This is a genomic window from Pedobacter sp. PF22-3 (assembly GCF_026239555.1).
GTDB lineage: Bacteria > Bacteroidota > Bacteroidia > Sphingobacteriales > Sphingobacteriaceae > Pedobacter.
In genome coordinates this window covers 116015-138321 of the sequence record NZ_JAPIVP010000001.1, presented here as the reverse complement: position 1 = coordinate 138321, position 22307 = coordinate 116015, and the positions used below count along the sequence as shown (strand labels likewise).

Annotated in this window: 16 protein-coding genes; 4 read left to right on the top strand and 12 right to left on the bottom strand. The window is 38.8% G+C overall.

The annotated features are described in order from the left end of the window. Positions 1-45: 45 nt before the first annotated feature. The 9 genes from OQX63_RS00595 to OQX63_RS00555 form a co-directional block, all read right to left on the bottom strand. A complete protein-coding gene (locus tag OQX63_RS00595) occupies positions 46-741 on the bottom strand; it encodes a GDSL-type esterase/lipase family protein (RefSeq protein ID WP_265848954.1) in 696 nt (231 codons plus the stop codon). 25 nt (positions 742-766) lie between these two features. After that, positions 767-1666 (bottom strand): glycerophosphodiester phosphodiesterase family protein, encoded by a 900-nt coding sequence (locus tag OQX63_RS00590; protein ID WP_265848953.1) that lies wholly within the window; start codon positions 1664-1666, stop codon positions 767-769. A gap of 181 nt (positions 1667-1847) precedes the next feature. Further along, on the bottom strand, positions 1848-3257 hold the full coding sequence (locus tag OQX63_RS00585; RefSeq protein WP_265848952.1) for a calcineurin-like phosphoesterase family protein: 1410 nt from the start codon (positions 3255-3257) through the stop codon (positions 1848-1850). An 83-nt stretch (positions 3258-3340) separates the two neighbouring features. After that, positions 3341-4879: a DUF5689 domain-containing protein gene (locus tag OQX63_RS00580; RefSeq protein WP_265848951.1), complete on the bottom strand. Its 1539-nt coding sequence runs from the start codon at positions 4877-4879 to the stop codon at positions 3341-3343. An 8-nt stretch (positions 4880-4887) separates the two neighbouring features. After that, complete coding sequence (locus OQX63_RS00575; RefSeq protein ID WP_265848950.1) at positions 4888-6468, bottom strand: SusD/RagB family nutrient-binding outer membrane lipoprotein; 1581 nt, start codon at positions 6466-6468, stop codon at positions 4888-4890. Between the two features lie 7 nt (positions 6469-6475). Next, entirely contained in the window at positions 6476-9979 is a 3504-nt protein-coding gene (locus OQX63_RS00570; protein ID WP_265848949.1) for a SusC/RagA family TonB-linked outer membrane protein, read from the bottom strand. A gap of 118 nt (positions 9980-10097) precedes the next feature. Further along, a complete protein-coding gene (locus tag OQX63_RS00565) occupies positions 10098-11102 on the bottom strand; it encodes a FecR family protein (RefSeq protein ID WP_265848948.1) in 1005 nt (334 codons plus the stop codon). Positions 11103-11609: 507 nt separating this feature from the next. Then, positions 11610-12176 carry an RNA polymerase sigma factor gene (locus OQX63_RS00560; protein WP_265848947.1) on the bottom strand — a complete coding sequence of 189 codons (567 nt, stop codon included), beginning with the start codon at positions 12174-12176 and terminating at the stop codon, positions 11610-11612. A 64-nt stretch (positions 12177-12240) separates the two neighbouring features. Beyond that, positions 12241-13476 (bottom strand): sterol desaturase family protein, encoded by a 1236-nt coding sequence (locus OQX63_RS00555; RefSeq protein ID WP_265848946.1) that lies wholly within the window; start codon positions 13474-13476, stop codon positions 12241-12243. Positions 13477-13640: 164 nt separating this feature from the next. Between OQX63_RS00555 and OQX63_RS00550 the strand changes: the two genes are divergently transcribed. The 4 genes from OQX63_RS00550 to pgl all read left to right on the top strand — a co-directional run bounded on the left by OQX63_RS00550 (position 13641) and on the right by pgl (position 18267). Then, entirely contained in the window at positions 13641-14402 is a 762-nt protein-coding gene (locus tag OQX63_RS00550) for an ROK family protein (protein ID WP_265848945.1), read from the top strand. Positions 14403-14486: 84 nt separating this feature from the next. Continuing rightward, entirely contained in the window at positions 14487-15902 is a 1416-nt protein-coding gene (gndA, locus tag OQX63_RS00545; protein WP_265848944.1) for an NADP-dependent phosphogluconate dehydrogenase, read from the top strand. Positions 15903-15931: 29 nt separating this feature from the next. Beyond that, positions 15932-17446, top strand: a complete 1515-nt coding sequence (gene zwf, locus OQX63_RS00540; protein WP_265848943.1) for a glucose-6-phosphate dehydrogenase — start codon at positions 15932-15934, stop codon at positions 17444-17446. A 95-nt stretch (positions 17447-17541) separates the two neighbouring features. Next, entirely contained in the window at positions 17542-18267 is a 726-nt protein-coding gene (gene pgl, locus OQX63_RS00535; RefSeq protein ID WP_265848942.1) for a 6-phosphogluconolactonase, read from the top strand. A gap of 376 nt (positions 18268-18643) precedes the next feature. Here the strand turns inward: pgl and OQX63_RS00530 are convergent, their stop codons facing one another. The 3 genes from OQX63_RS00530 to OQX63_RS00520 all read right to left on the bottom strand — a co-directional run bounded on the left by OQX63_RS00530 (position 18644) and on the right by OQX63_RS00520 (position 22256). Further along, a complete protein-coding gene (locus OQX63_RS00530) occupies positions 18644-19525 on the bottom strand; it encodes an exopolyphosphatase (RefSeq protein WP_265848941.1) in 882 nt (293 codons plus the stop codon). Next, the gene (ppk1, locus tag OQX63_RS00525; RefSeq protein WP_265848940.1) at positions 19525-21585 is read right to left on the bottom strand and encodes a polyphosphate kinase 1; all 2061 of its coding nucleotides are present in this window, start codon (positions 21583-21585) and stop codon (positions 19525-19527) included. Before ppk1 ends, OQX63_RS00530 begins: the two co-directional genes overlap by 1 nt. Before the next feature lie 101 nt (positions 21586-21686). Next, a complete protein-coding gene (locus OQX63_RS00520) occupies positions 21687-22256 on the bottom strand; it encodes a hypothetical protein (RefSeq protein ID WP_265848939.1) in 570 nt (189 codons plus the stop codon). Positions 22257-22307: the final 51 nt, after the last annotated feature.

The following is a 22307-nucleotide window of genomic DNA, read 5'->3' as shown; positions in this document are numbered from 1 at the left end:
AAAAAATTAAAAGACTTCTCAGGTTTAAAACCTGAGAAATCTAAATTAACGTTCTGTTAAATATCCGCTTTTTTTAAGAAAATCAGCCCAAATCTGGTATCCGGCCGGAAGAAGATGTAAACCATCTTTAGTAAGCTCTGCTTTTAAATGTTTGTCCTCATCGGTAAAATTTGGGTATAAATCGATCACGGTTACATTTTTAGCTTCAAATTTTCTGATTTCATTATTCAACCAAAGAATGTGCTCATCTTTACCATAATGTTTTTTGAACTTTTCGAAAGCCGTATTAACAGGCAAAAGTGTATTAAAGTAAATTTTTGTTTTCTTCGATCCTTTTCTGATTCTGGCAATCATGGTTTTATAATTCCTTAAGATCACACTATCCGGAATGTTCCTGGATATGTCGTTAATACCGATTAAAATAAAAATTTTTGCTGGCTTACCATCAATCACATCTTGCAAACGCTCCAACACACCAAAAGTAATATCGCCAGAAATTCCCCTGTTTTTTGCCTGTGGAAGATCTAAAAGTTTAGCCCAGTCTCCTCCGGCAGTTATGCTGTTGCCTAAAAAAATAATGTCTTTTTTTGATTTTGTATCCGCTTTAAATTTAGCCACCAACTCAATATATTTTCCCGGACGATAGGTACTGTCCCATTTAACCACCTGGGCAGAAGCTGCTGTGAAAATAAAAATAAATAAAATATTGGTGATTAGTAATCTATTTAAAAGTGCTTTCATGTTGTGTTTCTATAAAGTCTAAATACTATTTTGCCTGAACTAAAATATCAGGATAATCGGAAATAATCCCATCTACATTTAAAGTTTTTAGTTTTTGAATGTCGGCTAAGGTATTAGCTGTCCATGGAATAACCTTTACACCATCGGCATGTGCCTTTTTAACCAGTTCTTCATTAACCATTTGCCAAACCGGGCTCAAAATAAATGGCTTAAAACCCAGATCAGCCATATTCTCTTCGTATGTTTTTTTATTGGCCACCAAAAAAGAAGTTTTCATTTCGGGGTATTTCTCATGGATAATCTGGATAGTCCTTTTATCGAAAGATTGGATCACCACAAAATCTGCAACCCTTTTCTTCAAAATTACATCCATCAAGAGTTTAACAAATTTTTCAGGTTTAGGATTGGTAATCCCGTCACCGCTTTCGCTGCATTTAGTTTCGATGTTATAGAAAAACTGCTTACGTTTATTTTTTTTTATATCGCGCTGTACGGCATCGATCAAATCAGCAAGTAAAGGTAAATGCGTTTTTACTTTTACTTGCTGAGGAAAAAGATCATAATATTTTGTTCCTAAATCAAATTGTTTAATTTCAGCATAATCCATTCCGAAAATCGGATATTTCTTAGCATCAGTTAAGGGAATATCCTTTCCATCAGGTGTAAGCATAAAAGCTGGACTCAGGTAATCATCATGGGTTACGACTACTTTACCATCTTTTGAAATATGTGTATCCATTTCCAAAGTGGTGATGCCATCAATTTTTATGGTATTTAACATGGCCTCAATACTATTCTCAGGCATTAAACCACGTCCGCCACGGTGTGCTTCTGCACTAAACGCAGGGAATTTAACTTCCTGACTTTGCGATTTTATCGCAAATGAAGCCAAAAGAATAATCACTGCTGTTTTTTTAAATTTCATATCAAAATAGGGATTTTATAAAAGTCTTTAGAAATCATAATGTCGGGTGTTGTCACCTTACTTTGTGACGTCAGGTGTTACCACCTGACGTTTAAAAGTATTTGTCTCATTTCGCTCACCGTCGGATAGTCACATCCAACAGCAGATAGTAAATTTTGTAATTACATTCTGTAACAGCATGTTACGTATTCATTTCCGCTTCAAATTTTTCTCCGAAACGATCAGTGGCTACAACTTTTACTTTTTTAACTGAAGGTTCAAAGTGTGCCAAAAATAAGTGATCTGTAGATTCAGGTTCAACAAATGACCTGGGGTTTGGCAATTTATCGCCTTTGTACAATTTTACTGCTAAAGGATCAAATCCATCTTGGATAGCCAAAGTGCCCATCGCTTTACCATCTAAAAAATATTCTACTTTCCATTTTGGATCATAATTCCAAACATTGGCGATCAATCTTTTCTGATTGGTTAGGGTATCTACATAAATGCTCAACTGTTTTTTCCGGTCTTCGCCAGTTGATTTATAATACCACTTTAAATCTGTTCCATTTACCTCGTAAACGCCATAACCGCGCGGGGTTCCGTCGCCGCAAATGGGACCTGTCCACCAACCACCACATACTGTACCATGGTTATGCTCATAAATGCCATTTTTAATCACGTTTTTATTAAAATGGGTATGGCCAGACATAATATGCACGTTTTTGAAATCTTTCAAAACAGCGTAGAAATCATCATTGTTTTTTACGGAATTATGTACAGGAATATGCAGGCAAATGATTAGCAGGGCATCTTTTGGTACCAGCTGTAAATCTTTGGCCAGCCATTCTAACTGTGTTGGCGTAATGTATCCGTCATAAGTACGCTCTACACCCAGGTAACGTACATCATCTAAAATTACATAATGTGCCTTACCCCTGTTGAAAGAATAATATGTTGGCCCATAATGTGCCTGAAAAGTACGATCAGAGGTATCATCGCCACCCATGCGGTAGTCCATATCGTGGTTGCCAAGGCATTGGAAAAAAGGAATTCCGATTTGCGCAATAGCTTCGTCATAAGCTGGAAAAAGTGCTAAGTTATCCCATACCAGATCACCCACACCAATGCCATGAACAGGTGTTTTGCCCATTCCTTTTATTACCTCACGCGTATCTGGCACTGAAGTTTTCATCATCTGTTGAACATCTTTTTTATTCTTCACCTGCGGGTCGGCCCAAATGATAAAGTTATGTTTATTGTCGTTCTGTTTTAATGGTTTAAGGTCGAAGTTCAGTTTACCTGCTGTATCCGGTTTATGATAGTGGCGCGCAATGCTGCTTTCAGTTTTGAACTCATAACCAGAAGGTGTACTGATCCAAACAAAACGGGCCATTTCGTTGAGTTTAATCTCATAATTCCCATTTTTATCAGTCTGTACTACGCTGTAGCCATCAGAAATGACAGCACCAGCCACGGCTTTGCCTTTGCTGGTTACGGTACCGCTTACCAGTCCATCAATAGAAAATAAGGATGAAGGAAAGGATTTTAAGCTAATAAATAAGGTAGAGGTTAATAAAGTTGATTTTTGTATAAAAGATCTTCTGTTCATGATTTTAATTGGGAGTCAATCATTGTGTTTAATTACGTGTCGAATCATGAAGACCGGTTTTAACCGGCCTTCATGTAGCTGTTCTATTTATCGATCAGGGTGGTTACACCTCCTGTTTCAATATCGCCGAGTACCGAAGTATTGGTTAACTGTACACTAGTCATGGTTCTTACCGCATCCCATCCGCCTTTGGTTGCTTTATAAATACCGCCGAGCTTTGCAAAACTTGTAGCTGTTGGAAAACCCGCAAAACGTTTGGAAATATCATTTGTTCCTTTTCCATAATATTCCTGTGGGATTTTTCCTGCGTATGTCGCAAATTTGTCGGTAATGGTAACCCTTAGTCCATACTCTGGAGGCCCTGCAGTATAAAAACTTCCACCAGCACCACCATAAAAAATTACATCCAAAGGTATGGTGTTCGGTGTAACGTTTGTGCCTTCAAATATGGCGATACCGGCAACGTTTCCGCTGTTGGCCAAGAGGTTACCGGTTACATCACCCACGCCGTTTGCGCCAGGTACTTTGGTATAATCTACAGGCGATATCCATTTCGATGCGGCTATAACTGTAGAAGCAGAACCATTAATGCGCCCACCGGCACCTCCTACATAGAAGAACTCGCCTCTTTTCACTGATCCGGAAGTAAGGTTGAATTTATAGGTTCTGAGTGCACCGGTATTCCAGCCTAATGTAGGAAAAGAAGTTGCACCTGCATTGTTGTTAGTGTAAACCGAAAAAGGTGTGGCTGCAAAATTGATATCTCTTGTGGCCAAAAACTGAATGTATTCGTAATTTCCGTCAGTACTATTGGGATCGACAAGGAACCCCGAGATAATTGCAGGAGACAGTTTGGGCATCGGAACATAGAAAAAGTCATCTGCTGCCCGCATCCTATATTCAATCTTTTTTGTATTTCCGCTACCGGTAACATATACAATTCCGGTAAAATTACCTGATGGTTGTATAGCCGTGTTGCTAAAAGTGGCATTGGCGCTGGTACGCAGGGTGGCCAAACCGAAACCGTCGTTCAGGATCTTATCTCCGGCATACACACTGCCAGCAGCAGGTTCTGGATCGTATACCGCGTTGTTGATGGCCACCAATGTGCTTTCGTAACGGTCTGGATTGGTTAAAATGGTATTGGTATTGGCGGCCTGCAATTTGATTATTCTTCCGGACGCAACTTTGGTTATGGATAAATCTGTTAAACCGGTAATCTGTAAAATTCCGTCAACCCTTTTTAATACACCGCCATTAAGCTTGATGTGCAACGAATCGCCGGGCACATAATTTGAAGCGGCAGTTCCGATATTGAAAGAGATTCCCCTGAGCGAATCTGCGGTACCGTTAATCCGGCTGTTCTGTAAAGCTATTAATCCGGGTATCGAATTGCCCGATCTAAAGTCTGACACTACTACTCCCCTGATGCTTGTGGCACCGCCGATAGCCTCCGGATTGAGTGCAAGCTCTCCTCCTTTATAGTATCTTCTCAAATCGAAGTTGGAAATGAAGCCACTTTCCGAAAATTTATAGCGATAGTCGTCATCCCGTTTGCAACTTGTGTAAATCGCTACAACAAGGGCAAACAAAAGAAAATATTTTAATTTAGTTTTCATCATCAATTTATTTAAGGTTTTTGCCACCACATTAATGTATTCACATCGTCTGGTCCCTGCGCTACCAGCACATTTTTATAATTTGTCGGGTTTGTTGACTGGGCAAGTATCGGATAGTACAAACGCACCGGCATTTTTCCACCGTTTAACAAACTTGATCCTTTTGGAAGTAAAGGGTGACCGGTTCTTCTGTACTCAAACCATTGCTGAAAATCGACCAAAAACAAAGCATAATATTTCTGCAGGTGAATCTGTTCCATTTTACTGTTGGCCCCTACAACTTTACTGTCCAAAGGCAATGCATTATTCCAGGCAAAATCGCCTTTCAATGCATAATCCCTTACTGCGGCATCATTACCGTTTGCGTACAAGCTTGGTATCCAGTAATTGATTCCATCTGCTATACCTTTATAATAATAATTTTCGCCTGTGCCGCTTATCCAGCCTCTGGCAGCTGCTTCTGCCAAGATAAAGTCGACTTCGGCCACATCCATCATCACACCTGTTGAAGCATCGGTCTGCAGGCTTGCCGGATTACCTGATTGTGCATCAGAATAAAAATATGCCTGTTTTATCGGTGCCCCACTTCCTATCGGATAAGCACTCTGTATGCCAACATATCCGGCCGGGCCAGCAGCAATACCCCATCTGTTTATCCCGTTCTTTCCATAAGCAGGATTGATACGTGGATCGCCCCAGCTAGTCAGGTTATTGATAAAAAAGTCGACAATGGCAGAGGCCCTGAAATCAGCCGGCCTAACGTTTACCATAAACGGCGATGAATATACCGCGGTACTGCTGTTTGTACCGTTCCAAAGAATGCGGGCGGTATGGCTGTTATCCATCATAATCGGATACTTGCCAGGGTTGGTATCAACGATTTCTTTGATTTTGGCAATTACCTGTGCACTTACCTCGGCCTTGCCAGAGATACGCAACAATAATCTTAAATACAACGAATTACCAAACCTGCGCCATTTATTGATATCACCATTATATACCGGATCGCTACTGGCTACAATATTTTTTCCGGAAGCTAACAAGGTATTTGCCTCTTCCAGTTTACTTAGCAGCGACATGTAAATGTCTTTCTGCTTATCAAAAGCGGGTTCAAGCACACCGAATTTACCCTGATTGGCCTGTGTGTAAGGCACGTCGCCGTAGGTATCGGTAAGCAATTGCATGGTCCAGGCTTCGGCAATTTTCGAAATTGCCCTGTAGGAAGCACTAACTGAATCGGTTCCGCTGGCCACGGTATTGATATCCTTGATATTGGTAAGCTCCGAATACCACGAATTCCACATCGCATCAGATAACTGACGTCTGATATCGTACCTGTAAATCCTGCCTTCCAGTACCTCATCCAATGTAGAAACGGTAACCTGCATCAGTTCGTTGTTAATGCTTCGGTTACGGATCAGGTTGGCTCCCAAAACGTTGGTTAAAGTAGGTGCCAGCAGCTTATCAGCTGTTACTTTGGGTACACCTATCGGATCCGTATTAATTTTATCGAAATCTTTCTTACAGGAGAAAAAAGAGGTCCCCAGTACCAGTAAGAAAGCGTAGCCTGTAATATTTTTAATCTTTTTCATTTTCTTATTAGTTTATACCCACTACTAAACGTGCACCAAAGGTTCTGGTTGATGGCAGCTGCCCTACTTCAAAACCGGTTACAATATCGCTACCGGATAGTGTACCAAATTCAGGATCGAAGGCTGGCCATGGCGACCAGGTATAGAGGTTACGTCCGTACACGCCGATGGTGATGCGGCTTAATCCTAAACTCGAAACCAATCTCTTAGAGAAGGTATAATTGATGTTGGCCTCTCTGAATTTCAGGTAATCGGTTCTGAAAGTACTTCCTTCGGCATTGTTTGAGCCGTACATGGCTTCGTAAAACGCACCGATATCAGTTGCTACTGTTTTATTTGGACTGTAGGTAACGCCATCAGGGTTCAATACTACACCCTCTCCAATGAGCCCTCCATATCTTCCCGGCAAGGTTAGCTTCAATTTACCCAAACCAGCCATCCTTGCAAATGTTAACGAGTGGGCTACAGCACCCAATTGTGCATCAAATAACACATTGGCAGCAAACCCTTTGTAAGTTACACCCGTGCCAAAGCTGAACCTGAATTTAGGCATGGTATTTCCAAGGTATTTTAACTGCGTTTGATCGGGAATAGCTTTACCGGTATTATCGAATATCACCTGTCCGTCAGGCGAACGTTTCAGTCCGAAACCGTACATGTCGCCCAAACTACCTCCAATATTTGCTACAATCTGCGTTCCGCCAATAGGACCAGTTCGCAATATAACAGCGCTATCCGCGAGTTCTTTAATGGTATTTCTATTTGCAGAAAAGGTTCCGTTAACGGTCCATTTGAATGAGCGGGTTTGTAAAGGTGTTGCGTTTACCGACATTTCCAAACCTTTATTATCTACACGGCCGGCGTTGAATATAGCAACCGAATAACCTGTGGCCCGATCTATCGACCGGCTTAATATCTGGTTTTTCGTACTTCCGGTATATGCAGCAAAGTCAAAATTTAACCTGCTTTTAAATAATCTTAATTCTGCACCTACCTCAATGGTGGTAGTAGATAACGGCTTTAAGTTATTGTTTGGAAGTATACCTGGGTTTGTCATTGCCCCACCCGGATAAATTCCGTTTGCAGCCAAAGTATAGTTATATGCTGTTCGGTATGGTGTTGTACCGCCGCTACCCACTTGAGCAATCGATCCGCGCAGTTTGAAATAACTGATGGCAGAAGGCATTTTCCAAAAATCGGAAGCAATAAAAGATAAACTTGCTGATGGATAGAAAAAGCCAACATTATCAGTACGCAACGGCGATGCCAAAGTACTGTTCCAATCCTGTCTGCCCGTTAAATCCAGATAAAGGTAGTTTTTTAACGATAGCGACATGGTGCCATACAAACTGTTGATGTTATAACGTGCAGTGTCAGGCACCGAGATCAGTGGATTCTGATTATTATCCAAGCTATAATATCCCGGAATAATCAATCCATCGGCACGTAACTCCGATTTATAATAACGGTTTCTTAACTGGCTACCGCCCACTGTTGCAGAAAGTTTAAGGTCTCTGCTCAAGTCCTTGTTGTACCTTAATAGGAAATCGGCATTTACTTCGTACGAATTAATATACTGTACACGATAAGATCCCTGTGCAAATTTTGCGCCTGCGGCGTCCCAAGGGCGACTTGTTTCGCGGATATCGCGATTATAATCAATAGATGAACGTACCAGCAAAGTTAAATCATTGGTAAACTTATAAGTAGCCTGAATATTCCCAAGAATACCATTTCTTCTTTGTCCGTTCAGATATTGTTCAGAAATGGCATACGGGCCTTCGGGGAAGCTGGAAGTTAAGTCAAGAAATTTTCGTTGCTCCTGTCCGGCAACCCAATAGTTTTTAAACCAGTCGAGATTCATATTTGGATGTGCAAACATAAACCAGTACATCAACGACTGATTACCATAACCTGTGGCAGGTAAGTTATCACTATGCCTGTTATTATAACTGGCTTTAAAAACAATGCTCAGTTTTTTGGTTACATTGCTGTTGCCTGATAAAGAAACAGATGTGCGTTCCAAACTGGTATTCGGAACAATCCAGTCGTTGTTGCCGTGGCTTGCCATAAAACGTAAACCTACTTTTCCGGCGTTGCCATCCAGGCTTACCGAATTGGTGGTTTCAACACCTGTTTTAAAAAATGCGTCCAGTGCATTTGGGTAAGCAACCCAGGGGGTGCGTACAGTTCCTCCTTTTTGTGTAGTAGGATCATATTGAAAAAACATACTCGTACCATCAAACCTGGGCCCATAAGTAGAACTGGTTGCATGTGTATCTGCACCATCGGCATTTGTTCCGAAACTGTAATAACTTGCACCGCCAACACCTGCACCATACTCTTGCTGAATATCCGGTCCTCTGTTGATCTGTTCAAAAGCTGTATTGGAAGTATATGTGATGTTGAATTTTCTCTTTTTGCTACCGGCCGATTTAGTGGTTATTACAATGGCTCCGTTGGCACCACGCTGACCATAAAGGGCTGATGCTGCCGGGCCTTTCAATACCGTAACATTTTCAATATCCTCTGAATTTAAGTCGTTAAGTGCACTTCCAAAATCTGTCGGCAAAATATCTCCAGATGTTCCGTACACGCCACCACCTGTGCCTGCAGTACGTTTTGCACTACTGCTGGCCACAACACCATCAATAACAATTAAAGCTTCATTGTCGCCGGTTAAATTATTTTCTCCACGAAGGATGATTTTATTAGATCCGGCGAGGCCACTGTTACGAACCAGGTTCAAACCTGCAACTTTTCCTGATAATGCATCTGTCCAGTTGGTTGCAACTGCGTTGGTAAATGCAGAACTATCTAAAGAGGCAATGGCATAGCCCAAAGCGCGTTCCGAACGTTTAATCCCTAAAGCTGTAACCACAACATCATCTAACGAGTTATCAGATGACTTAAGTTTAATGGTTCCCACTTTGGTTATATTATTGTTGGTTACCAGTAAATTCTGAACCCTGTTAGTTTGGTAAGTAATAAAGCTTACTTCAATAGTGTATGTTCCAGGCACCACAGAAATGTTAAAATTACCCTCATTATCGGTTTGTGTAACGCGGCTTAACTCAACTATTTTTATGGTTGCTGCCGGAATCGGCTGGTTATTTTCATCTACCACCTTACCACTAAGTTTACCTGCATTAGTATTTTTTGCCGTAATCAGGATATTACCCGCTCCACTTAATTTATAGTTAAAAGGCAATCCTTTTAACAGCAGATCCAGTATCTCGCTAACCGATCGCTGTCCGCGCGGTACATATACTTTTCTCTGGTCGTTAAGCTGATTATTGTTATAGGCAATACTGTTTCCACTAAGCTTTTCCAAATTTTCGAAAGCTTTTTTAAGGGTAATGCCATCAGCTTCGAAGAGGATTTTCCTGTCGCTTTGTGCATAGGTATATAAGGAGAAAGAGAGCATATTCAACATAATTATGGTGATAAAAACCATAATTTTTGAGGGATACTGATGGAAATTTTTAATCCACCTGGTATTAATTTTCATAACTTTACTAAGTTTTACTTTGTCAAATGAGTATACAGTTTTCAAGGCTTGAAATGTGTCCAGCATTTCGAGCCATTTTTTCGGATTAGTAATTTTATATCATATCTATCTTTATAATTTATCGTTCATAAATGATTACTTTATTTTCATAGATTGTATATTTTGAGTTAGATAGCTTAGCAATTACATCCATAATCTGCTTTACCGAACATTTATCAAATTTTGCCGTAAGCTTAATACCTTTTAAAGCTTCGGTTTTAATTTCAATATCAAGATCATATTCACGGGCAATTACCTCGGCGATTTCACTTAAAGGTTTGTCATAGAAAAAAAGCTTATACTCCCTCCAACCGTTAAAATCGGTGGCATTTACCTGCATTTTGTTAAGCTTGCCACTGTTTTTATCGATGGTGAGCTGTTCATTCGGCAGTAAAAACCGCACTAGGCTGTTTTTACCGTTTTTTGAGAATATTACCCCAACTTTTCCGGTCTGTACCGTAACGGTAATATCTTTTAAAGATGGATAAGCATTAATATTAAATGACGTACCCAGCACGGTGGTGCTTACTTTTCCTGTATTTACTATAAAAGGCTGTTTGCTGCGGTGCTGCACATCAAAAAAAGCTTCTCCTGATAAATAAACAACACGTTTGCCTGTATTGAAATTTAGCGCGTAGCGGATTTTACTGTCGCCGTTTAAATAGATGTTAGAACCATCGGGCATGGTTACCAGTCTTTTCTGTCCACGCGGATTGTAAATTTCGTTATAAGCAATAACTTCTTTTGCTTTTGAATGAAAATTATTAAAGTAAAGTATTGGCAACAAAGCGATCACCATGATAGCAGCTGCTATTGTAAAATACCTGCGGTAATTGATTTTTTTTATAATTTGCGAGTGTTCAGCATTATTTTCAATATGCTGTTGAATGGCCGACCAGCTTTTTTGCTGATTAACAGGTTTATTAAAGGAATAATCTGCTGCTTCAAAAGCCTGTAAGGTTTCCCTGAAAATCTGCTGGTTCTCCTGGCTGCTGCCCACCCACATCAATAAATCAGTTAAATCTTCACTGCCTATGGTTTTCTTGCTGTAATCTTCTATTAGTTTGTAATAACGTTGGTCCATTTAGTCATGCTGTTCTGTGTGTAAGACAGATTATCGGATGCCGATACGTATCGAAAAAGATCAAGTTATTGTTAACAAATTGTTAAGCATAAAGAGCGACTTAAATAAATCAATAATATTGAAGCCTTGTTTCATTATGGAAAAATATAAATTCTTTTGATTTGGAAATGAAAGGCCAGTATTTCATAGGTACTACAGCCCCGGCACCCACTACATCCAGATTGAAAAAACCGGGATCCGCTCCTGTCAGGTATAGGTACAACAGCCTATAGCAAAATCAAATTATCCTGATTTCCGGTACAAATGAATTTAGGTTTCTGAGCACCTGCCTGGGTTAAATAAACCCGATCCTTCATCGGAACTCGTACCAAAAAGCGGGGTGAAAACACAGATGGAAAACTGAACCTGCCTTTCCAAAAACTAATGTAAGTAATATTTCGATAAATGATCTTCTCAAGGAAAATGAGAGTTAATTAAGTGTCCTTTCAAGCAAAAGAAGAAATTGAATTAGATTTCCAATCGGTCAGTTGTGAGCGATCTAAAGTTTTTCACCGCCTGATAGAGTAAAGTTTCTACCGTTCTTACCGAAATGCCCAATAAATCGGCAATAATGTTTTTCTCCAGCATATCGATGCGGCTCATTAAAAGCACTTCCCGCTGCCGATCGGGTAAAAGGTTTATGAGATCCATAATTTCAGCATAGGATTCCCTGCTGGTAAGCTGTTCTTGGGGATTTAAATAAGTATCCGGGTAATCAAGTGTATCTTCACGATCATTGATGCTTAAAATATGGAGTTTTACACGTTGAATTTCATTAAAGGCCAAGTTTTTAGCTGCAGTAAACAGGTATTTTTTGATCGATTTTATCTGAAGTTCGTTTCTTTTATCCCAAAGCTTCATAAAAAGATCAGCAATAAGTTCTTCAGACTTGTTATAATCTTTAATGTAAATAGAGGTAAATTTGCATAAAGCAGGATAATACCGGTTAAAAAGTGTTTCCAATGCCAGGCTGTCCCGATTTGCCACTAAAGACATTAAGTCTTCATCACTTTTACTTAAATATACATCCATCATCTTGCCAGCAAAAGTAGCCCGGCAACGTTACGGTAATATTAAATAATCTTTTCATTTAGGTTACCTATGTATTAATTGTGTTGGATTGGTAGTTTAAAACGTGTTTCTTATACAAGCTATTCAAAGAAAAGTTACGTTCGAGAATGATCAATCCTACAACAGGGAATATTAAAAATTCAATAATATTAAAACTATAGAAGAGGTAACCGAATACCAATATCAACCTGAAACATTCGAGGTAATAAATCCACTTGCGCTGCTCTAACAGGGCGCCGATATTGATCAGGGTAACCAGGATAAAAATCAATATCGCTACTTTATGTACTAAAGTTAACGATTCGTAAAACATGGTTGTGCCTGTAAGCATCGATACCACCATAATGAGCTGGATATTCAGATAAATTTTAAACCTGGGCTTAGGTTTCGCATCATGTTGTAATTTATTTTGATAATAACGTTCTTCTAAAATCGGCCTGATGTTTTGATCCATTAAAGCCGGACTCCCGAAAATAGCATCCCATTTGGCCTTAAATCCATTTGCGCGCCTATAGGCCTCTCCTATTTCTAAATAATAATGAAAGTGCTGCCAAAGGAAACTATAACTCTTAATAGGATGTGTTAAGCCATATTTAGGAGCCTCTTCTTCCGCCTGGAAAGTGCCGAATAATTTGTCCCAGAAAACAAAAACGTCACCATAGTTTTTATCGAGGTATTTCTCATCTGATGCATGATGGACCCCATGCAGCGAAGGCGTAATCAATATATTTTCGAGCCAGCCCAATTTGCCTATCAATTGCGTATGCGTAAAAAACGAATAAGCACCATGGGCCAAAAGGATGGTAATGATCATGTTGGGATGAAAACCTAGCAATGGTAGGGTACACCAGAAAACATTACGCAAAATAGCCTGAATAGTAGTAATCCGGGCTGCTGCTGATAAATTAAACTCTTCGCTCTGGTGATGCACAATATGTGCAGCCCACAAAAAATTGATTTCATGTCCTAGTCTATGGTACCAATACCAGACGAAATCGGTGGAGAGCAACAACAAGATCCAAACATACCATTGAGTAGAAATATCGAAAATAGCATAGTTGGCATATACCCAGTGGTACACCTGGTAAAAACTTGCCGCAATGAATAAATTGAGCAACCTTTCGGCAATACCTACACTAAAATTTGCAACTGTACTCTCATATTTAAAGATTTTAGCCTTCTTTTGGTGTTGGGCAATCTTAAATTCAATAAATACAAAAATAAAAAATGCTGGTATAGCAAATGCAAGGTAGTTTACCGTCATAACAATTTATATCTTTTTTAACTTTAACGGAACAAACTTAAATATATTCTACTAAATATATAGATTTTATAGAATATATTATTACACCTAAATTACTTCCATATTCATTTAATGTTTGTTGTTTTAATTTATTTGCAGAACTTCGGAATTATAAATACAGAATTATGGCTACAGAGAAAAAAGCTGAAAACAACAATATATTATCTATAGATATTGGCGGTACCAGTATTAAAACGGTTCTTTTAGATGAAAGCGGAAATATGATTACCGAATATTTAAAAAGCAAAACCCCGCCAGAAGCTACGCCAAAAGATATTGTAACAGGTATTGTAGAACTAATTAAGCCTTTTCCTGACAGTTATAATCGTATATCAATCGGATTTCCGGGTTACGTTAAAAATGGGATTGTAAAAACTGCTCCCAACCTGGCTAAAAATAAATGGGCCGATGTAGATCTTGCACAACGCGTGGCCAACGAGCTTGGTAAGCCTGTGCGTTTGGTAAATGATGCCGACCAGCAAGGCTTAGGGGTTGTTGATGGCAAGGGCTTCGAAATTGTTTTTACAGTGGGTACAGGCTTTGGTACAGCGCTATTGTTTGATGGAGAACTGCTTCCTCACCTGGAACTGGCGCATTTCCCAATCAATAAAGAGGAAGATTACGACGATTATATCGGTAACAAGGCATTCGAAAAAATTGGTACGGAACGCTGGAACAAAAGGTTAAGAAAGGTAATCGAAATTTATAAAACGGTTTTCAATTACGATACCTTATATATAGGTGGCGGAAATTCGAAACAGATCAATTTTAAGCTGGAAGACAATATTAAAATCGTAACCAACAGAGACGGGATTAAAGGCGGCGCAAAGCTTTGGAAACTGGCCGATAAGTATAATATTTTCACCGTTGAACCAAAAAATAATTGATCTTTTTATTACAATCATTTAACAACAATAACTCCAATATTAATTTGTAAACCCTAATTTTGGGTATATTCTAAAACATAAAAAATGGCAAATAACGATTCTGAAAAATATAAATTGGGAATGATCGGGTTAGGCACTATGGGCCGAAACCTTTTATTAAACATGGCTGATAAAGGCTTCTCGGTAACCGGTTACGATAAAGATACCAAAATGATTGCTAAGCTTGAAGAAGAAGGCAAAGCACATCATTTGGAAGGCTTTAACGATATTGAAAGCTTTATTTCCAGCTTACAAACTCCGCGTACCCTGATTTTATTGGTACCTGCAGGCCCGATTGTAGATAGCGTTATTGCCGAATTAAAGCCACTTTTAAGCAAAGGCGACATCATTATTGATAGCGGAAACTCTCATTTTACCGATACCAACCGCCGTGTTGACGAGTTAGAAAAAGATGGCCTACACTTCTTCGGAATGGGCATTTCTGGTGGCGAAGAAGGTGCACGTTTTGGTCCGAGTATGATGCCCGGTGGCGATAAACAAGCATACAATGTAGTAAAAGATGTTTTTGATGCTGTTGCTGCAAAAGTTGGAACAGATCCTTGTGTAACTTATATTGGTCCGGGTGCTTCTGGTCATTTTGTTAAAATGGTACACAATGGTATTGAATATGCTATTATGGAGCTTATTGCAGAGGTATATGGCATCCTAAAAAATGGCTTAGGTTATTCAAACGAAGAAATTTATAAAGTATTCAAAAAATGGAATGAAGGCAGGCTGCAATCATTCTTACTGGAGATTACTGCAGAAATCTTTTTATTTAAAGATACCGAAACACAAAACGATCTTTTAGATCAGATTAAAGATGAAGCGCGTTCAAAAGGTACCGGAAAATGGACTTCGGAAGTTTCAATGGAACTTCAGTTACCTATACCAACCATTAATGAAGCCGTTTCTAACCGCGATTTATCTAAATTTAAAGCCCTTAGGGTTTCACTAGAGGAAGCCTTTGGCAAAAAAGATGCTAAAATTGAGGTTACTATTGAGGAGCTGGAAGATGCATTTTACTTCTCGATGATCAGTGCTTATGCACAAGGAATGCATTTATTGGTTCAGGCATCAAAAGAATATCAATACGATTTACAGTTGCAGGAAATTGCCAAAATCTGGCGTGGTGGCTGTATCATCAGGGCTAAATTCTTAGAAGATATTTATCAGGCTTATGAAAAAAACAATGCTCTTGAGCATCTATTTGGTGATGCAGCTATTCAGAACATCATTAAAGGAACTTTAGCTGGCACGCGGAAAACCATTAGTGCCTGTATTACTTCAGGCTTAGGTATCCCTGCGTTTGCTTCTACCCTAACCTATTTCGATACGATTACTACCGGCAGAATGCCTTCTAATTTAATTCAGGCACAAAGAGACTTCTTTGGCGCACATACTTTTGAGCGTATTGATAAAGAAGGCGTGTTCCATGCCGATTGGAATAAATTATCTTAACCTATTACACTCACGAACAAAAACATAAAATGAAAGCCAAAACCGCATTAAACCCGACCATTTTTGTAATATTTGGTGGAACAGGCGATTTAAATAAAAGAAAATTAGCACCTGCGCTGTATAACCTGTTTATGGAGGGCTACATGCCTGATCAATTTGCCATTATAGGAACAGGAAGAACCGAATTTACCGATGATAGTTACAAAACGGCATTGGAAGAAGCGGTGAACGAGTTTTCGCGTACCGGAAAAGTTAAAAAAGATAAATGGGAAAATTTTGGAAATACAATTCACTACTGCCCTACTGATTTTGCACAGCCAAAAACTTTCGAAAACCTAAAAGCGGCTGTAGAAAAATATCAAAAAGAGTTTGGTGCAGGTACACAGGTGATTTTTTACCTTGCAGTAGCGCCTAATTTCTTTCCAATTATTGCAGAATGTTTGCAGAAATATAAATTGACGCAAGATGAAGACAATAGCCGTATTGTTATCGAAAAACCTTTTGGCCATGATTTAGAATCAGCAAAAGAACTGAATGCACTGTTGAGCACCATTTTTACCGAAAAGCAGATCTATCGTATTGATCATTACCTGGGTAAAGAAACGGTACAAAATATGATGGCTTTCCGTTTTGCCAATGCTTTGTTCGAGCCATTATGGAACAGGTCTTATATCGATCACGTTCAGATTTCGGTAACCGAACAATTAGGTGTGGGCGATCGCGGAGGTTATTATGAAGGTTCTGGTGCGCTAAGAGATATGATTCAGAATCACCTCTTGCAATTACTTTGTTTGGTGGGAATGGAAGCACCTATTAATTTTGATGCCGATGAAATCAGAAACCGTAAGGTGGAGGTTTTAAGAGCAATGCGTCCTTTTTCTGCAGAAGATATCCGTTTTCACACCGTTCGCGGCCAATATAGCAAAGGCTGGGTTGAAGGCAAAGAAGTTCCGGGATACCGCCAGGAAAAAGGTGTTGATCCTCACTCTAATACTGAAACTTTTGCAGCAGTTAAATTCCATATCGATAACTGGAGATGGCAGGGTATTCCTTTCTATTTAAGAACAGGAAAACGCTTGAACCAAACTTCATCGTTGATTACCATCCAGTTTAGAGATGTGCCACATCAGATTTTCTCCTCAGATGTAACTGAAAATTGGCAACAAAACAGGTTGGTTATCAGTATACAGCCAGAAATGAGTATCCGCATGCAGGTACAGGCCAAAAGACCTGGATTAGATATGGTATTAAACCCTGTGGATATGGTATTTGATTATAAAGGAACTTATGAGGGCGATACGCCAGAAGCTTATGAAACCTTATTATTGGATGCCATGATGGGTGATCAAACCTTATTTATGCGTGGCGATCAGGTAGAAGCAGCCTGGGAGTTGGTGATGCCTATTTTAAATACATGGGAAAGCAAAAAATCAATCAACTTCCCTAATTACCCTGCGGATAGCTGGGGACCAGAAGAAGCTGAAGCGCTTATTGCGAGAGATGGTTTCCACTGGTTTAACCTGCCGTTAAAGAATAAGGAATAAAATTTTTATCCAGTCGTCACCCTGAATTTATTTCAGGGTCTTATCAAAATAGATGCTGAAATAAATTCAGCATGACGAATTTTATTATTGACAGAATGAATCTACTCATATACAAAACATTAGAAGAACTAAACCAGGACCTGGCAGATTATGTAATTAAAATTGCAGAAATGTCTATTGAAGAAAACGATCGCTTTAATTTCGTGCTAACGGGCGGTAGTTCTCCTAAAGCACTTTACAACCTTCTGGCTACCGAAGGGCAGCACAGAATTGATTGGGAAAAAGTATACTTCTTTTTTGGCGATGAGCGTAATGTTCCGGCCGATGATGATAACTATAATGGATTAATGGCCAAGAAAACCATTTTAGATCCGTTAGGTGTTAAGGAAGATCATATCTTTTATGTAGATACAACCCTGGCACCAGAAAAAGCAGCTATTGAATATAAAAAAGCAATTGACAAACATTTTGATGGTGAAGACATTGTTTTCGATCTAATCCTGTTGGGCATGGGCGATGATGCACATACTGCTTCAATTTTTCCGCATACTACTTTGGTGAAGGATGAAGAAGCAAATGTAGCGGCTGTTTATGTTGAAAAACTAGATACGTATCGCATTAGTTTTACGGCACCATTAATTAACAAAGCAGATAATGTAGCCTTTTTGGTATTCGGTGAGAATAAAGCTGAAGCACTTAAACACGTAATTGGCGATACAGAAAAAAATCCTGATCTGTACCCTTCTCAGCTAATTGATCCTATTGAAGGTAAATTAACCTGGTTTACCGACGTAGCGGCAACGAAATTGCTTGAAGACTAAGAGATGATGTTGTCTGAAGAAAAATAATTATCAGACTTTTTAAATGAAAAAACGGAATATACCATAGTGTTATTCCGTTTTTTTATGGAGCAATTGATCGAAATCGGCGGAAATTAACTTCCATGCTACTAAATCGATGATGGCCATCGAATCTAAAATGCCCTTCGTATACATAACGCATTTCTAGACCAGAAAGATCCTGAAACAAGTTCAGGATGACGAGGCGGAGAGAATTTTCTTCAGGTGTTATCGTTCTACACCAAATTCGTCATTGCGAGAAGGCTTTTTCAGCCGACGAAGCAATCTTTACAGCAAAGATTATGTGATAGATTTATCTGCTACCGTCGAAATGACGGGTCTGATGGAGAAAATTGCCTTAGTCTAACTTCTCTTCTATCAATAATTTAATAATCCCATCAGCCATACCCACTTTAGGTACATAAATCTGCTTTATACCGGTCCACTTCATTAAGGTCAAATAAATCTCACAGGCAGGGATAATTACATCAGCACGATCGGGATTTAACCCCAACGTATTAATCCTTTCTTTTAATGAATAACTGGTTAATTTGTTATACATCGAGTTTAGCTTCTGCAAAGATAATGGCGCATTTTCCTTCTCGTCAGACATGCGGAATAATTTATTGATATTGCCGCCAGTACCTATGCCAGCCAAATGTTTATAGGCTTTCGTATGCTCTTTTACCCAATCTTTCATCTCTTCCCAGGTTTCTTCCTTATCCTGGTTATCAAGCATTCTGATAGTACCGATATTAAAAGATCTTGATGCTTCGGGCGTACCTTTTACAAAAACAGATAACTCCGTACTACCACCACCCACATCAATGTACAGGTAAGTTTTATTTTCATCTAATGCTTCTTCTATATGATTGGCATAAATAATATTGGCTTCGCGCTGCCCCTCAATAATTTCTAAGGTAATATCGGCTTCTTTTTTAATCAGTTTCACAATATCTTCTCCGTTTCGGGCCTCACGCATGGCAGATGTTGCACAAGCCAGATATTCAGAAACATGATAAACATCCATTAAATTTTTAAAAGCAGTCATGGTTTTTACCAGGTCTGCAGATTTTTTCTCGGAAATATATTGATCCAGGAATGCATCATCTCCCAATCGGAGCGGCACACGGATAAGGGTGTTTTTTTTGTATTTATATTTCCCGTCTTGTTTGCTAATATCAGCGATGAGTAACCTCACGGCATTCGAACCGATATCTATAGCTGCGTATCTTAACATTATAATTGATGCTTGGTTTTTAAATAGTTGTAGATGTCTACCTGCGCCCTTATCTTTTTACTTAATCTGTTTTTATGGTATTTGTTATTGTTTAAGGCATTAATTTGCCTCGATTTGGTGTTATCTTGTAGCTGTAGGTCGATAATGTCTTGGATCTCCTGTTTCACATCATGATCCAGCACTGGAAAACCAACTTCAACGCGGTGTTCGAAATTCCTGCTCATTAAATCTGCAGATGATAAATACATATCGTTTTTGCCATTGTTACCGAAGATATAAACCCGGGCATGCTCCAAAAACTTATCGATAATACTAATAGCCGTAATATTTTCACTAAATCCCTTTACACCAGGCACCAAACAGCAGATCCCGCGGATAATGAGTTGAATTTTAACTCCGGCATTGCTCGCATCATAAAGTTTGGAAATAATACCTTCATCAGCTAAACTGTTTACTTTTAACATGATATAAGCAAGTTTACCCTGCTTGGCATTTCTGATTTCGCGGTTAATAAAATTAACCAGTTTAGAGCGGCTCTCCAGTGGAGAAACGATCAGGTGCTTGAAGCCCTTGGTTACGGTACGCTTGCTCAACGCATCAAAAAGTTTAACCAGATCGTTAGTAATCTCTTTCTTTGCCGTGAAAATGCTATGATCGCAGTATAAACCTGCAGTTTTTTCATTAAAATTTCCTGTGGCCAGGTTTGCGTAGTATACAGGTTTATCTTTTTCGATCCGTTTAACCAGGCAAATTTTAGAATGCACTTTGTAATCCGTTAAACCATAATTTACTTTAACACCTTCTTCCATTAAGCGACTTGTCCAGTAAATGTTAGCCTGTTCATCAAAACGGGCTTTAAGTTCTAATAAAACAGAAACGGCTTTACCATTTTTGGCGGCGTTGATTAAGGCGTTGATTACCTTTGAGTTTTCTGCTAACCGATATAAAGTAATCTGTATTTCGGTTACTTTCGGATCAATTGCCGCCTCGCGCAAGAACAAAATAATGTAATCGTAAGATTGATACGGCAGATTTACCAAATAATCGCGCTTTGCAACTTTATTGAACATGCTTTGCGTCCTATGCAGATCATGAACCTTAAGCGGTATATTCGGCGCATATTCCAATTCCTTTTTACCCACATTTGGGAAGGCAATAAAATCGCCGAACTTGTGGTAGCGGTTTCCCGGAATTAAACTTTCAGCTTCCAGCTTGAGCTTATTTACCAGTACCGTAAGCATGTTCAGGGGCATGGCCGAATCGTAAAGCAAACGCATGGGTTTCCCTTTTTTGCGCTTTTCTAAACTGTTTTTTAAATCATCAATAAATTTATCATTGATGTTTTTATCAATATCCAGTTCTGCATCTCGAGTTAACTGAATGGAATAAGCCTCTAAATTATCGTAAGTAAAAACGTAAAATATATCGTCCAGGCAATACCTGATGATATCTTCTGCAAGAATAATAAACTTTAAGTCGTTTGTTTCGGGCAGCACCAAAAACCGTGGCAAATTTGGTGGGATTTCAATAAGCGCATATTTCTCTTTAACTTTTGTATCCTTTTTGGAAAGTTTAACAAAGAAGTAAAGATACCGGTCTTTCAATTCTGGAAAGGGTTTATCCATATCCAGCATAATAGGCACCAGGTTAGATAAAATCTTATCCCTGAAATGATTTTTTACGAATTCTCCCCTGCTTACATTCAGTTGAGTATCGTTTAAAATAAAAATCCTGTTTTGAGCGAGTTCGTTAATTAAAGTAGCCTGAAAAAGCTGATCGAACTTTCTTTCCTGTTTTACAACAATGTTTTTAATCTCATTAAGGATTTTTTTAGGATTAAAGCCCAAAAGTGCCTTCGCCTTATCATTCAGATTGGTTAACCGGGTTATGGTGGCTACTCTTACCCGATAAAACTCTTCTAAATTGGAAGAAAATATAGATAGAAATTTAATCCGTTCAATCAGTGGAACAGTTTCATCAGCCGCCTCTTGTAGTACACGTTCATTAAAGTAAAGCCAACTAATTTCACGGTTAAAAAATGGGGGTTTCTTACTGGTCATTTAAAAAAAATAAAAAATCCCTGCCAAAACAGGGATGTTCAAAACTGCACATTAATTTGTTAAATCGATGTTAATTCATTTACACGTTAACGTTAACAAATTTATTTTTTAGCCGGTGTTTTTACAATTTTCTTAACAGCAGGAGTTGCTTTTGCAACTGTTTTTTTAACAGTCTCAGTTGCTTTGTCTGGCGCCTTACTTATGGCTTTTTTAGTTGTTTTAGCTACCTGATTTACAGTTTCTTTTGCTATAGCCACCGGTTTTGCCAATACTTTCTCGGCTTTTTCTTCCGTTTCTATTGTTGCAACTTTAATACTCTGTACTACTGGTTTTGATTTTGCTAATGCTTTTTTAACGACTTTTTCAGCAGATTTTTCAGATTTACTTAACGCTTTGGCAACAGGTTTTTTTACTTCTTTTGCTTTCTCTTTAGATGCATGTAATAAATCGTCAATTTTCTGCCCCACATCAGCTTTTACAACGGTAAATTTTTTGGTTAATTTTTTAGCTACCCGCTTACTGGCTTTACCCACCTCTGTGCTAATTTCAGATACATCATGGCCTAAACTTTTAATTACATCTAAGAATTGAGTGGTAATTGACTGTTCAAGTTGTTTTTTAGCTTCTTTTTTTATGATCTTTTTTTCAGACTTGGGCTTAGTGGTTTTCATATTATTTTCGTTTTTTTGTGAGACTGGATTAATTTCTATTAAATCTACTTA